Source organism: uncultured Mediterranea sp., from assembly GCF_902493215.1.
Lineage (GTDB): Bacteria > Bacteroidota > Bacteroidia > Bacteroidales > Bacteroidaceae > Bacteroides.
Genome location: NZ_CABUOL010000019.1, coordinates 42216 through 57116 on the forward strand (window position 1 = coordinate 42216; position 14901 = coordinate 57116).

General features: G+C 55.6%; 10 protein-coding genes. 5 read left to right on the forward strand and 5 right to left on the reverse strand.

Annotation, left to right across the window (positions count from 1 at the left end; translation table 11 throughout):
• Window positions 1-7 precede the first annotated feature (7 nt).
• From RDO88_RS10935 to purL, 3 genes are all read right to left on the reverse strand, one after another.
• Window positions 8-562, reverse strand: a complete 555-nt coding sequence (locus RDO88_RS10935; protein ID WP_307759405.1) for a chromate transporter — start codon at window positions 560-562, stop codon at window positions 8-10.
• A complete protein-coding gene (locus RDO88_RS10940) occupies window positions 559-4614 on the reverse strand; it encodes a two-component regulator propeller domain-containing protein (RefSeq protein WP_307759406.1) in 4056 nt (1351 codons plus the stop codon). Before RDO88_RS10940 ends, RDO88_RS10935 begins: the two co-directional genes overlap by 4 nt.
• A gap of 168 nt (window positions 4615-4782) precedes the next feature.
• The gene (gene purL / locus RDO88_RS10945; RefSeq protein ID WP_307759407.1) at window positions 4783-8487 is read right to left on the reverse strand and encodes a phosphoribosylformylglycinamidine synthase; all 3705 of its coding nucleotides are present in this window, start codon (window positions 8485-8487) and stop codon (window positions 4783-4785) included.
• Between the two features lie 479 nt (window positions 8488-8966).
• On the opposite strand from purL, the gene RDO88_RS10950 reads away from it, so the two are divergent.
• The 5 genes from RDO88_RS10950 to RDO88_RS10970 are packed head-to-tail and all read left to right on the forward strand — an operon-like array spanning window position 8967 to window position 13092.
• Window positions 8967-9620 (forward strand): LysE family transporter, encoded by a 654-nt coding sequence (locus RDO88_RS10950; protein WP_307759408.1) that lies wholly within the window; start codon window positions 8967-8969, stop codon window positions 9618-9620.
• A gap of 21 nt (window positions 9621-9641) precedes the next feature.
• Window positions 9642-10184 (forward strand): DUF4924 family protein, encoded by a 543-nt coding sequence (locus tag RDO88_RS10955; RefSeq protein WP_307759409.1) that lies wholly within the window; start codon window positions 9642-9644, stop codon window positions 10182-10184.
• 1 nt (window position 10185) lies between these two features.
• Window positions 10186-11046, forward strand: a complete 861-nt coding sequence (rfbD, locus tag RDO88_RS10960) for a dTDP-4-dehydrorhamnose reductase (protein WP_307759410.1) — start codon at window positions 10186-10188, stop codon at window positions 11044-11046.
• A gap of 49 nt (window positions 11047-11095) precedes the next feature.
• Window positions 11096-11461 (forward strand): GxxExxY protein, encoded by a 366-nt coding sequence (locus RDO88_RS10965; RefSeq protein ID WP_307759411.1) that lies wholly within the window; start codon window positions 11096-11098, stop codon window positions 11459-11461.
• 56 nt (window positions 11462-11517) lie between these two features.
• Window positions 11518-13092, forward strand: a complete 1575-nt coding sequence (locus RDO88_RS10970; protein WP_307759412.1) for a peptide chain release factor 3 — start codon at window positions 11518-11520, stop codon at window positions 13090-13092.
• Between the two features lie 127 nt (window positions 13093-13219).
• On the opposite strand, the gene RDO88_RS10975 is transcribed toward RDO88_RS10970, so the two are convergent.
• Both RDO88_RS10975 and RDO88_RS10980 read right to left on the reverse strand, forming a co-directional pair.
• Window positions 13220-13315 carry a smalltalk protein gene (locus RDO88_RS10975; RefSeq protein WP_022021503.1) on the reverse strand — a complete coding sequence of 32 codons (96 nt, stop codon included), beginning with the start codon at window positions 13313-13315 and terminating at the stop codon, window positions 13220-13222.
• Window positions 13316-13433: 118 nt separating this feature from the next.
• The gene (locus tag RDO88_RS10980; RefSeq protein WP_288314934.1) at window positions 13434-13925 is read right to left on the reverse strand and encodes a DNA-binding protein; all 492 of its coding nucleotides are present in this window, start codon (window positions 13923-13925) and stop codon (window positions 13434-13436) included.
• Window positions 13926-14901: the final 976 nt, after the last annotated feature.

The following is a 14901-nucleotide window of genomic DNA, read 5'->3' on the forward strand; positions in this document are numbered from 1 at the left end:
AGGTTGGTTATTGGTGTTGTCCGCTTGTGCGGTTTTTGTATTTCCCCCATGCGTAGCCTCCCACACCCGCGGCGATGATAATCCAGATGGGCGAGAATCCCAGAAGCCAGATGAGCAGGGCCGACACGACAGGTATCCACAGGTTGTAGCGGTTGATGCGTGCCGACTTGCCCATACTGAACGTGGGCGCGGCAATGAGAGCCACGACGGCCGGACGGATGCCTTTGAAGATGCGCTCCACCACCGTGTTCTCCTTGAAGTTGTGGAAGAAGAGGGCGATGGCCAGGATGATGAGAAACGAGGGCAGGATGGTGCCCAGTGCCGTGACGATGCTTCCGCGGATGCCGCGCAGGCGGTAACCGATGAAGATGGAGATGTTGACGGCCAGGATGCCGGGCGACGACTGGGCGATGGCAAGCAGGTCAATGAAGTCGTCCTTGGCTATCCAGTTGCGTTTCGTCACAATCTCGTTTTCGATGAGAGGCACCATGGCATAGCCTCCCCCGATGGTAAAGGCTCCTATCTTGAAGAAGATGGAGAATGCTTCCAGATAAATGTTCATTGTTGTTCTTCTATGTTCTTTTCATTGGCAGGCCCGTCCTCGCCTTTGGCATATTGGCTGGGGCTCACCTTATAATACTTCTTGAAGACCTCGCGGAAATACTTCACGTCGTTGAAGCCGGTCATTTCGGATATTTCCGTGATGTTGTATTGCTTTTCCCTGAGCAACTGGGCGGCACGCTTCAGGCGGATGATGCGGATGTAGTCGGCCGGCGCCTGGTCGGTCAGTGCCTTCAGCTTGTTGTAGAAACTGGTGCGGCTCATGTTCATCAGGGCACAAAGGCTGTCCACGTTGAATTCACTCTTCTCGATGTTGTCTTCCACGTAGCGGGTCACGGTGGTGATAAACTTCCAGTCGAGGTCGTCCGTACAATTGTTGCAGGGCGTTTCGGGCTTTTCATCGTTTATGGCGAGGCTTGCATACTTGCTCCGCAACAGGCGCCGGTTTTGTAGCAGGTTGGCGATAGTGGCGCGCAGGATACCCACGTTGAAGGGCTTCACAAGATAGTCGTCGGCCCCTGTCTGCAATCCCTCGATGATGCTCCGTTCGGTGTTGAGGGCCGTGAGCAGGATGATGGGGATGTGAGACGTGTTGATGTCTTTCTTCAAGGTGCGGCACAATTCGTCCCCACGCATTTCGGGCATCATGATGTCCGAGATGATGAGGTCGGGCGCATAGTCCTTCACCACTTCGAGGGCTTGCCTGCCGTTGTTGCAGGCCTGCACGACATATACGTCGGACAAGGTCTGGCGGAGGTATTCTCTCAGTTCGTCGTTGTCTTCCACAATCAGTATCTTTTCGTGGTTCGAGGTTGCCTGCGGTTGTTCCGCCGTATCTTCGCGGGTGGGGAGGACGGTGGTTGTCGGGCATTCCTCCACCTGGTCTTCTGGCTGGACGGGTGGAAGTTCCGCTTCACGATTGGGCAGGGCATCCACGAAGGCAGCCTTGCGGTAGGCTTTCCGGCTTTTGGGGAAGCTGACCCGGACGGTGGAGCCTTGCCCTTCGGTACTGCTGAAGCTCAGTTTCCCTTTATGCAACCTGACGAGCTTCCATACCAGGAGCAGGCCGATGCCGCTTCCGCTTGTCTTGGCGTTGATGGCATTGCTTCCTCGGAAGTGCATGCGGAAAAGTTTCCGTTGTTCGGCGGCAGGCACTCCGATGCCCGTGTCCTTCACTTCGATTGTCCATTGTTCGGCCGTCTCCGTGGCTTCGAGCACGACGCTGCCTTCTTCGGCGGTATACTTCAAGGCGTTGGACAGAAGGTTCTTCAGGATGGAGTCCATCTTGTCCTTGTCTATCCACACGTTGAGGTAGTCGAAGTTCTTTTCGTAGGTCAGGGCGATGCGTTTCACCTTGGCATATTCGCGGAAGATGTTGAGGGTCTCTTCCAGATATGCTCCCAGCTCGTATTCGGCCACACGGAGCTTGCCTCCATACGTGTCGGCCCGTTCGAAGTTGATGAGGTTGGTGGTGAGGCGCAGGAGCACGTGTACGTTGCGCAGGGCGGTGTGGATGTTGTTCCGTCCGCTTTCGCTCAGTTGTTCGTGGTTGGCCAGGTCTTCCAGCGGCGCCTTGATGAGGGTGAGCGGCGTACGTATGTCGTGAGCGGTATTGATGAAGAAGCGTATCTTCTCGTTCGATTCACGCTTCTGCTTGCGCAGGAGGTAGATGCGCAAGGCCGTAATCAGCGCCACCAGGGTGAAGAGGATATAGGCCAGCCATGCCCACCAGCTGAACCAAAGGGGCTTGTCGATGACGATAGGCAGGCTTCGCTCTTCGAGCACCGTGTTGTGGTTCTCGTTGGAGATAGCCCGCACGCGCAAGGTATATTCGCCGGGGCTCAGGTTGGTGAAGCTGATGATGTTGTCGCGGCTGGGTTGGCTCCATTTGTCGTAGAAGCCTTCCAGCTTCCAGGAGTAGAGCACCAGCGAAGGGTAGTCGTAGTTGATGGACGACACCTGCAGGGAGAAGATGTTTTGGTCGTACTTCAGGCGGAGCAGGCCGATGTCGTCGATGTTGGTAGTCAGCGGCGAGTGCTTGTCGCCGGGATAGACGGTTTCGTAGAGCACCTTGAAGTCGCTGAACACCATCTTGGTGGTGTAATGGTCGGGCAACACCATGTTCTTGTCGAATTCGATGGCGCCGTCGGTACTTCCGAAGACCAGCTGGCCGTTGCGTCTGAGGATACCCGCCGAAGCGTTGAAGTGTTCGGCTTTCAGGCCCTGCTCCTTCGTCCAGTTGTGGAAGGTCTTGCTATGCGGGTCGAAGGTGGTCAGCGTGCTTTCGGTACTCAGGAAGATGCCTCCCTCGCCGTCGGGCAGGATGCAATAGACGTTGTTGGAGATGAGCGAGCTGTTGTCCTTGTCGAAGTGGTAGAACTGCTTTTCCTTCAGGTCGTATATGAGCAAGCCCGTGTTGTTGGTGCCGATGTATAGCTTCTGGTCGTCCGACTGGTAGAGGGAGTAGATGTAGTGCGATTCGACGGGCAGCTCCACATATTCGGCCTTGCCGCTCCGTTTCTCGAGGCGGTAGAGCCCGTTGACGGTACCCACCCACAAGTGCGTGGAGTCGTTTTCCGTCAGGGCGGTGATGTCCGACAGGCCTCCGATGAGGCGTACCTGCTTGCGTGTGTAGTCTATTTCCTTGAGGTTATAATAGCCGCCGGCCCATATCTTGCCGTCGCTTGTCTTCAGGATGGCACGGATGTACTTGTCGGCACGGATGCCGGCATTGCCCATCGAGGCAGGCGTGAAGAATTGTACCGAACGGTTGCGCTTGTCTATCTGGTAGACGCCGGACGAGTATCCGCCTGCCCAGATGATGCCGGGTGCCACTTCGCACAGGGAGATGTAGGAGTGGCTCTTGTTTTTTCCGCCGGTTTCGAAAGTGCTCAGGAAGGAGGTCCATTGCTCCTGTCGGTCGTTGTAGAGGCTGATTCCGTTGTCCGTGGCAAACCACAAATCGCCGTCGCGGTCTTCGATGACGGCATTCACACGGTTGTTCACGAGCGACTGGCGGTTGCCGATGGAGTGCTTGATCCAGTGGAAGTCGGCATAGCGGTTGTCGCGCACGGTGATGCCGATGGGGAAGTTTGCCATCCAGATGCGTTGTTCGTCGTCGATGTAGAGGTCGGTGATGCTGTTGCCGTTCATCGCGTTGTAGCGGTTGTAGTCGGCCGTGATGTAGGGTTCGCACTCGTAGGTATCGGTGTTCAGCCGGTAGACGCCGGCTCCGTCGGTAGCAATGAGTACCGTGTTCTTTCCGAATTCCTGTATACTGTTGATGGTGATGTCCGTCAGCTCGGTTTGTAGTTGCAAAAGCTGGTGTCTGTTCAGGTCATAGACAAAGATACCTTTCAGGAAGGTGCCGATGAACACTTTTCGGGTACTCTTGTCGAGGTAGAGCTCGTTGACCTGCAGGTTCAGGGAGTCGAGCTTGTCGCAAGGGTTCAGTTGCAGGATGCTGTCCTTCAGTTCGGCATAGTGTATGCCCTGGTCGGTGCCGATGAAGTAGTGTGCGGTATCGGTTTGCAGGATGCAGGTGATGTTTTCGTCCAGCTGGTTGCGGATGTGCCGGGTGTGGCTGTTGCGGCTATCATACAGGTATATCTGCTTGCGGGTGCAGAGCCATATCTGGCCTTTCTCGTCCACGTAGCCATAGCTCACGGGCGTATTGTGTTCCTTTTCCGTCTGTTCGGGAAGCTTGTACACCAGTTGGAAACGGTCGTGCTGGCTTTCGTAGCGGAAGACGCGGCCCTTCTTGCCTATCTCCCACAACACACCGTCGGTGTCCAGATAGAGCCAGTTCAGGTTGATGGCCGAGTTGAGTTCCTGGTCGCCGTCCATCAGCTTGTAGTGTTTGAACTCCTTTCCGTTGTAACGGTCGATGCCTTCGGGGGTCAGGAACCACATGTAGCCTTTCCGGTCTTTTTCGATGGCATACACCTGCCGGTTGCTCAATCCGTCTTCCATACCTATATATTTATAGGTCTGCGGGCAGACGATGAGTGGTAGCAGGATGGCGATAAAGGTAATCAGGATGTTTTTTCTCATAGCCGACACGATATTGTTTCCTTGGAAACAGAATGCTTTGAATAAGGGAAAAGACACGGATGAAACAGACATCCGGCCGTTTGGCCGTCGGGGTCCGTTTCATCCATGTCTATATGGAGAGGGTAGAGGGTGGGGCGTTTTTTGTGTGGACGCCCCGCCTTCCGTTGTTTATCGGGTCTTCTCTTCCACCCACTTGCGGGCGTTGACGAAGGCTTCTATCCACGGCGTCACTTCGTCGTGATGCAGGCGGTCGGCCGGATAGTAGGCGTTCTGCCAGGGGAAGATGGCGCGCTCCAGGTGGGGCATGATGGCCAGGTGGCGTCCGTCGGGGCTGGCGATACCTGCCACGGAGTAGTCGGAACCGTTGGGGTTGCCGGGATACTCGTCGTAGGTGTACTTGGCCACGATGTTGTAGTGGTCTTCGTCGTAGGGCAGGGAGAACTTGCCTTCGCCGTGAGCCACCCAGATACCCAGCTTGCTACCGCTCAACGAACCGAACATCACGCTACGGTTGGTCGGGATAGTCAGGCCCAGGAAGCGGCTCTCGAACTTGTGCGAGTCGTTGTGGAGCATGCGTCCGCGCTTCTCGTCGGTGGGGTTGATGAGGTTGAGCTCCATCATCAGCTGGCAACCGTTGCACACACCCAATGAAAGAGTATCTTCACGGGCATAGAACTTGTCGAGCGCCTCTTTCGCCTTGGGGTTGAAGAGGAAGGCGCCTGCCCAGCCCTTGGCCGAGCCAAGTACGTCGGAGTTGGAGAAACCACCGCAGAAGACAATCATGTTGACGTCTTCCAGCGTCTCGCGTCCACTCACGAGGTCGGTCATCGTCACGTCCTTCACGTCGAAGCCGGCCAGGTAGAGCGAGTAGGCCATTTCGCGTTCGCCGTTTGTACCCTTTTCGCGGATGATGGCGGCGCGGATGCCGCTCGGCGTACGGCGGTCGGGGCTGATGCCGTATTGCGAGAGCTTACCTGTGAAGCCCGGCATGAAGGCCAGGTCCATGGGTTGCATCTTGTAGTTCTCGAAGCGCTTCTTGGCGCAACCGTTCATCGACTGGCGACGGTCGAGCAGGTAGGAAGTGGAGTACCACACGTCGCGCATGTAGTCGATGCCGAACTGGTAGGTGGCACCGTCCTTCTCCACGAGGATGTGGCGTTCGTCGGTCGGCTTGCCAATCTTCACGAAGCCCACGCCGGCGTCTTCGAGTATCTTCTTCACTTCGTCCTTGTGCTTGTCGGCCACCTGGATGACGATACCCGGGTTTTCGGCAAAGAGTATCTTGACGAGGTCGTTTTCCTTAATCTTGTCGAGGCTGATTTCCATACCGCCCTCCACGTTCGAGAAGCACATCTCGAGCAGGGTGGTGATGAGACCGCCGGCCGAGATGTCGTGTCCGGCCAGGATGAGGCCCTTGTTCACCAGCTCCTGAACGGCCAGGAAGGCGTCACGGAAGTATTCGGGGTTCTGCACGGTAGGTACGTCGTCGCCCACCTTGCCCAGAGACTGGGCGAAGGCCGAACCGCCCAGCTTCAGGTTGTCGAAGCTGAAGTCGATGTGGTAGAGCGTCGTCTTGTGGTCGTTCACCAGCACGGGCGAAACCACTTTCTTCACGTCGCTCACCTCGCCGCCGGCCGATACGATGACCGTACCCGGGGCGATGACCTTGCTACCGTCGGGGTATTTCTGCGTCATGGAGAGGGAGTCCTTGCCCGTAGGCACGTTGATTTGCAGGGCACAACAGAAGTCGCTCAATGCCTTGACGGCCGTGTAGAGGCGTGCATCCTCACCCTCCTGCGAGCGGCAGGGCCACATCCAGTTGGCCGAGAGCGATACGCTATCGAGCCCTTCGGCCAGCGGTGCCCATACGAGGTTGGTCAGCGCCTCGCTCACGGAGAGCACGGAGCCTGCGGCCGGATTGGCCAGTGCGGCTTGCGGAGCATGACCCAGCGAAGTGGCGATACCTGCCTTGCCGCGGTAGTCGAGGGCCACGACGCCGCAATCGCTCAACGGCAACTGGAGCTCGCCCACGCATTGCTGGCGGGCAATCTTGCCCGTCACGGAGCGGTCCACCTTGTTGGTCAGCCAGTCCTTGCAGGCCACGGCTTCCAGCTGGAGCACGTTGGCCAGGTATTCATGAAGCTTGGACAGCTCGTAGGTCGGCATTTCGTAGTGACGCTCTACGGTCTTGTCCACCATATATGTCTTGGGTGAGGAGCCGAACATCTGGTCAACGGCCAGGTCGAAGGGACGTACGCCGTCGGCCTGCTCGAAGCAGAAGCGGTGGTCGCCGGTCGTTTCGCCCACAACGTACATCGGGGCGCGTTCGCGTTCGGCAATCTTGCGCACGTGTTCGATGGCTTCTTCCTTGATGAGCAATCCCATGCGCTCTTGGCTCTCGTTGGCGATGATTTCCTTGGCCGAGAGGGTCTTGTCGCCGATGGGTAGCTTGCTCATGTCGATGTGTCCGCCACACTCTTCCACCAGTTCGCTGAGGCAGTTCACGTGTCCGGCCGAGCCGTGGTCGTGGATGGAAACGACGGGGTTCACCTCTTCCTCGCAAAGGGCGCGCACCACGTTGTAGGCACGCTTCTGCATCTCGGCGTTGGCGCGCTGGACGGCGTTCAGTTCGATGCCGCTACTGTATCTTCCCGTATCGACAGAAGATACAGATCCGCCGCCCAAACCGATGCGATAGTTGTCGCCACCCATTACGACGACCTTGTTGCCTGCTTCTGGTTTGCCCTTGAGGCAATCGCGCTGGGTACCGTAACCTACGCCTCCGGCCAACATGATGACCTTGTCGTAGCCGTAAACTTCTTCTTTCTCTTTATGCTCGAAGGTCAGCACCGAACCGCAGATGAGCGGCTGGCCGAACTTGTTGCCGAAGTCGCTGGCGCCGTTCGACGCCTTGATGAGGATTTGTTCGGGCGTCTGGTACAGCCATTTGCGCACGGGCAGGATTTCTTCCCACTCGCGTCCTTCCTCCGTGCGGGGGTAGGAGGTCATGTAGACGGCCGTACCTGCGATGGGCCAGGAGCCCTTTCCGCCACCCATACGGTCGCGGATTTCACCGCCCGTACCCGTCGATGCGCCGTTGAAAGGCTCCACGGTGGTGGGGAAGTTGTGCGTCTCGGCCTTCAGGGAGATGACGCTCTTGATGTCCTTCACCTCGAAGTAGTCGGGCTTGGAGTGGTCGGCGGGAGCGAACTGCTCGATGACGGGACCTTCGGCAAAGGCCACGTTGTCCTTGTAGGCCGATATGATTTTGTTGGGGTTTTCCTGTGTGGTCTTCTTGATCATCTGGAAGAGTGAAGATTCCTGCTCCACGCCGTCGATGATGAACGTACCGCCGAAGATTTTGTGGCGGCAATGCTCGGAGTTGATTTGGGCAAAGCCGAACACTTCGGAGTCGGTCAGCGGGCGTCCGAGGTCTTTCTCCACCTTCTTCAGGTAGTCCATTTCCTCCTTCGAGAGGGCCAGACCTTCCTGCTCGTTGTAGGCTTCGAGGTCTTCGATGTGGACGATGGGTTCGGGCTTGCGGTTGGTGGTGAACACCTGCTGGTCGAGTCCCTTGTACATGCGTTGGAGCATGGGGTCGTATTCGGCGTTTTCATCGGCCACGGGGAAGTATTCCTCGATGCGCGCGATGCCCGTCAGGCCCATGTTTTGGGTAATTTCCACGGCGTTCGTGCTCCAGGGCGTGATCATTTCGCGGCGGGGGCCTACGAAACAGCCTTTCAGGTTTTCTTCACTTTCAGGGGTGGCTTCTCCAAAAAGCCAGCAGAGCTTGTCGCTGTCTGCCTTCGAGATGGCGTGTTCGCTTGCTACGGCAATCACGCTTTTCTGAGGAGTTCTGTAGAAAGAAATCATATTTTTATAGCGCTATAAATGATGATAATAATCGTTGTCGTCGCAGGCCTGGAGGTGAATGCGTTTCCTCCGGCCTTTCGTGTTGCAAAGATAGTATAATCGGGGGGAAGTACAAAATGAAAACGAAGTTTTTGATTTTATACATCAGGGGCGGCGGGGATGTGTCAAAATGAGGTGAGGTTATTCAACTCCCCTCCTTCCCGAAGGAGGGGTGCCCAAAGGGCGGGGTGGTAGGTTTTCACGGAAGTATGTCGGTCAACGCGTTATGTATTCACCTACCACCTCCCCCTATCGGGTACTCCTCCTTCCAGAAGGAGGAGAGTTTCAGAGACTCCTTTTTTTGACACGCCCTCCTTCCGATATCTCTATTTTTGATATAACCTGCACTCTATTTTGATAAGACAGGCTGCACCTCGGGCGTAAAAGCAAAATCATGGCTTTTGCTTTGTACTTCTCTCGGTTTGCACTATCTTTGCGGCATGATTCAGTTGGAGACCATATTCGATATCTTGTGGAAGGGCTTCATTATCGGCGTCATTGTGTCGGCGCCGCTGGGGCCTGTGGGTGTGTTGTGCATCCAGCGTACGCTCAACAAGGGCCGCTGGTATGGCTTCGTCACGGGTATCGGTGCCGCGCTGAGCGACATCTTCTACGCCCTGCTCACGGGTTACGGCATGAGCTTCGTGTTCGACTATGTCAACAAGAACATCTTCTACCTCCAGCTTTTCGGGAGCCTTCTGCTGCTGGTTTTCGGTATCTATACCTTCCGTAGCAACCCCGTGCATTCGCTCCGTCCCGTGTCGAGCAGCAAGGGCACGTATCTGCACAACTTCATCACGGCGTTTTTCGTCACGCTCTCCAATCCGCTCATCATCCTCCTGTTTGTGGGCCTCTTCGCCCGCTTTGCCTTCATCAGCCCGGGTGTGCTCCTGTTCGAGGCCGTCACGGGCTATCTGGCCATTGCCCTGGGAGCCTTGTCGTGGTGGTTCGGCATCACCTATTTCGTCAGCAAAGTACGCACGCGCTTCAACCTGCGCGGCATCTGGATACTGAACCGTGTCATCGGAAGCATCGTGGCCGTGGTGTCGGTGCTGGGCCTTGTGTTCACGCTGATGGGTGAATCGCTGTATTAGTGTAACTATCAACCGATAACGATGTATATTTCCAAACAACTGAAAGAAAAGAACATTGCCGAATACTTGATCTACATGTGGCAGGTGGAGGACCTGATACGTGCCAACGGGTGCGACATCGACCGCCTGCGCGAGCAGGTCATCGCCCGCTATCCCGAAGACCAGCGTGCGGCACTCGAGGAGTGGTATGCCAACCTGTGCGACATGATGCGCGCCGAGGGGGTGGTGGAGAAGGGACACCTGCAAATCAACTGCAACGTCATCCAGAACCTCACCGAGCTGCACGGCGCCCTGCTGGCCTCCACGAAGTATCCCTTCTACAACGCGGCCTACTTCAAGGCCCTGCCCTTCATCGTGGAGCTGCGCCAGCGCAACGGCCGCAAGGAGGAACCCGAGCTGGAGACCTGCTTCGAGGCCCTCTACGGCGTGTTGTTGCTGAGGCTTCAGAAGAAGGACATCAGCGAGGGGACGGCCAAGGCGATGGAGGCCGTGAGCGCTTTCATCTCGTTGCTGGCCAACTATTACGACAAGGACAAAAAGGGAGAACTCAAATTGGACGACTGATATGAACATTCTGATAACCGGTGCCAACGGTCAACTTGGCAACGAGATGCGCGTGCTTTCCGCCGCCCATCCGCAACACACGTATTACTTCACCGACGTGCAGGAGCTGGACATCTGCGACGCCGACGCCGTGCGTGCCTTCATCGCCGGCCGTCGGGTGGATGTGGTCGTGAATTGCGCCGCCTACACGGCCGTGGACAAGGCCGAGGACAATCCTGAGCTTTGCGACCGCCTGAACTACCTGGCGCCCGGCTATCTGGCCGAAGCCGCCGAAGCCGTAGGGGCCGCCCTCATCCAGGTGTCCACCGACTACGTGTTCGACGGCACCGCCCACGTGCCCTACCGCGAGGACGACACGCCCTGTCCCGCCTCCGTCTACGGACGCACCAAGCTGGCGGGCGAGGAGGCCGTGAGGCAGAAGTGCAGCCGTGCCATGATTGTGCGCACCGCCTGGCTCTACTCCACCTTCGGCAACAACTTCGTGAAGACCATGCTCCGCCTCGGCCGCGAGCGCGAGTCGCTGGGCGTGGTGTTCGACCAGATAGGTACGCCCACCTATGCGGCCGACCTGGCGCGTGCCCTCTTTGCCGCCATCGGGCAGGGCATCGTGCCCGGCATCTACCACTTCAGCAACGAAGGCGTCTGCTCGTGGTACGACTTCGCCGTGGCCATCCACCGCCTGGCGGGCATCACCACGTGTCGTGTCAGCCCCCTGCACACGGACGAATATCCGGCCAAGGCGCCCCGTCCGCACTACTCCGTGCTCGACAAGACGCGCATCAGGCAGACCTACGGCATCAGCATCCCCCACTGGGAGGACGCGCTGGCGGAGTGCTTGGAGAAGTTGAGAGTTGAGAGTTGAGAGTTGAGAGTTTGGCACGGATTACACGGATTTTCACGGAGGATGAACAATGTTGCACGAAGAACTGACTGCCCAAATCATTTCGGCGTTTTATGAAGTTCACAAAACGTTGGGATTCGGATTCCTTGAACAGGTGTACCAGAATGCTCTCTATATGGAGCTGCAGGAGAGGGGATTGAAGTGTGAGTGTCAGAAAGAATTGAAAGTATATTATAAAAATAAAATAGTAGGTACGTATAAAGCGGACATGGTAGTGGAAGATGTCGTCATTCTGGAACTGAAAGCAGTTTCTTCCTTACGAGTGGAACATGAATGGCAGCTGATAAACTACCTGAAGGCAACCGACCTGCAAGTGGGACTCCTGCTCAATTTTGGCCTGAAGGCTGAAATGAAACGCAAGGTCTTCACTTATTAGGATGAGCCTTCTCCGTGAAAATCCGTGTAATCCGTGCCAAAATATAACGAAAATATATGGCAACAAATCAGGAAATCGAAAGAAGACGAACGTTTGCAATCATCGCGCACCCCGATGCCGGTAAGACCTCGCTCACCGAGAAGCTCCTGCTCTTCGGCGGACAGATACAGGTGGCCGGCGCCGTAAAGAGCAACAAAATCAAGAAGACCGCCACGTCCGACTGGATGGACATCGAGAAGCAGCGCGGTATCTCCGTCACCACCTCCGTCATGGAGTTCGACTATAAGGACTACAAGGTCAACATTCTCGACACCCCCGGCCACCAGGACTTTGCCGAAGACACCTACCGCACGCTGACCGCCGTCGATAGCGTTATCATCGTGGTGGACGGCGCCAAGGGTGTGGAGACGCAGACGCGCAAGCTCATGGAAGTGTGCCGCATGCGCAACACCCCCGTCATCATCTTCGTCAACAAGATGGACCGCGAGGCCAAGGACCCCTTCGACCTGCTGGACGAGCTCGAGGAAGAGCTCCACATCCACGTGCGTCCTCTGACGTGGCCCATCGAGAGCGGCGTCCGCTTCAAGGGCGTCTACAACATCTACGAGCAGAACCTCAACCTCTTCCAGCCCTCCAAGCAGGTGGTGACCGAGAAGGTGGCCGTAGACATCCATACCGAGGAACTGGACCAGCGCATCGGTGCCGACCTGGCCGACCGCCTGCGCGGCGAGCTGGAGCTCATCGAGGGTGTCTATCCCGAGTTTAATGTTGACGACTACCTCAAGGCCGAGGTGGCTCCCGTGTTCTTCGGTTCGGCGCTGAACAACTTCGGCGTCGAGGAGCTGCTGAACTGCTTCGTCGAGATAGCCCCCAGCCCCCGTCCCGTCAAGGCCGAGGAGCGCGACGTGCAGCCCGACGAGCCCAAGTTCACCGGCTTCATCTTCAAGATTACGGCGAACATCGACCCCAACCACCGTTCCTGCATCGCCTTCTGCAAGGTATGCTCGGGCAAGTTCTCGCGCAACACGCCCTACTACCACGTGCGCCACGACAAGGTGATGCGCTTCTCCAGCCCCACCCAGTTCATGGCCCAGCGCAAGACCACCGTCGACGAGGCCTGGGCGGGCGACATCATCGGCCTGCCGGACAACGGCACCTTCAAGATAGGCGACACGCTGACCGAGGGCGAGAAGCTCCACTTCCGTGGTCTGCCCAGCTTCTCGCCGGAGATGTTCAAGTACATCGAGAACGCCGACCCCATGAAGCAGAAACAGCTGGCCAAGGGCATTGACCAGCTGATGGACGAAGGTGTGGCCCAGCTTTTCATCAACCAGTTCAACGGCCGCAAGCTCATCGGCACCGTGGGCCAGCTCCAGTTCGAAGTCATCCAGTACCGCCTGGAGAACGAGTACAACGCCAAGTGCCGCTGGGAGCCCGTGAGCCTCTACAAGGCCTGCTGGATCGAGAGCGACGACCCTGCCGAGCTCGAAGCCTTCAAGAAGCGCAAGTACCAGTATATGGCCAAGGACCGCGAGGGGCGCGATGTCTTCCTGGCCGACTCGGGCTACGTGCTCCAGATGGCGCAGATGGACTTCAAGCACATCAAGTTCCACTTTACGAGCGAGTTCTGACGCCGGAAAGCGGCGTTGGTTAGCGGCGTTGATTAGCGGCGTTGATTAGCGGTTAGTGGTTAGCGGTTAACGGTTAGCATCCGGCCGGAAGAATGCTCACCGCTCACCACTAACCGCTAACCGCTGTTTACATACAGCTGGTGACGCCCAGCGTAGTTCCAATGGCGGTCAGGATGGTGACCAGCGTCTGGATGATGGTTTTCCAAATAGTTTTCTTGTCCATTTCGTTAATTGAGAATTGAAAATTGATAATTGAAAATCTTCGTTAATTGATAATTGATAATGGAGAATTGAGAATTAATTTCGGCCGCATTCTCAATTTTCAATTCTCCATTTTCAATTTACAAAGGGCTCTCGTCCTGTCCGTCGTCACCGCCGCCGGGCTCGGGCTCCGTGCCGTCGTCCGTCAGCGTGCCGCCAGCGGTGTAGACGGCCAGCTCGGTGACGCGGGTGCACTTGCGCAGCTCGGTGTTGCTCCAGTTCTTGGTGTTGCGCACGTTCAGGTGGACGCCGGTGATGAGACTCGTGTCCCAGGCGTCGGCCGTGTCGGCACCCTTCGAGGAGATGCCCACGGAGAAGAGGCCCAGGTCGCCCAGGCGGACGGACTTGCCGTCGAGCACCAGCTCCTTGAGGCACGAGAGCATGTCGATGAGCACGCCGTGGATGACGCCGCGGGAGTAGGGCGAGTTGTGTTCCGAAATGTGGGTGACGAAGTCTTCGAATTCCACCGTGCGGTCCTGCACGGCGCGGGCGTACCACTTGGCGGGTGCGTCGGGGTTCTGAGGCGACTTGGCCTGATAACGTCTGTACTTCAATGTTCCGATTGTTGACATAGCTTTGTTGTTTTAAATTTGTGTTTGGTTAATTGGGAATGGATAATTGAGAATTGATAATTGATAGTGCCCCGGCCGCTGGCTCATTATCCATTTTCCATTGTCTATTATCCATTGACGAAGGCAAAGATAAGGGGTATTCTCCGGCTGACCAAAAATTTCGGGTCGCTAGGAAGTGAAAATATGTTAACGGATTAAAGAATTGCGTTAATAAAAATAATGCGTTGATTTACAGGTGGTAAAAAGGTATTTTCGCGCGCGGAAGACACTGTTTTCTGTTGTCGAAGACAAAAAGGGCTTCAAAAGAAGATATACGCCTGACATTTGAAATGAGATTTCACGTACTGTTGAACTGTTGACTGTTGAACGTTGAATCTTCGTCGCTCTGCCTGCATTCAACAGTCAACAGTCAACAGTTCAACAGTAAGCTAAAATGAGAAAAAAAGTGTGACCTCAAATTTTATATTATATATATATTTATATATATAATATAACTTATTTTCGGTATCTCGCAAATTGATTTTTGGTTACTGTTGAACTGTTGACTGTTGAACGTTGAATCTTCATCACTCTGTCTGCATTCAACAGTCAACATTCAACAGTTAGCTGAATTGAGAAAGTAAAATGACTGAAAAATTTGTATGTCTGGAATTGCGTGGGTGGTTTGTATTAAGCTGAAAACTAGTATTTTATTTTATTATTCAGTGCGCGGAATATTGCGTTTCCTGGTGTCACAGGGGCTTTTGTTTTTTTATTGTTGAACTGTTGAACGCTGATTTTTCATCGGCTTGTCTGCATTCAACATTCAACAGTCAACAGTTCAACAGTTACCAAAAATGGTAAAATAGGATGGTTGGCGTTTCTTATATTGTGTATCATATCCCTTGTATTTTGTGCTTGGCACGCTGTTTTTTGACTGATGAGCGTAGATTTTTCGCGATTGTCGGCATTCAAAATCAGGCATAAATGAACGAAA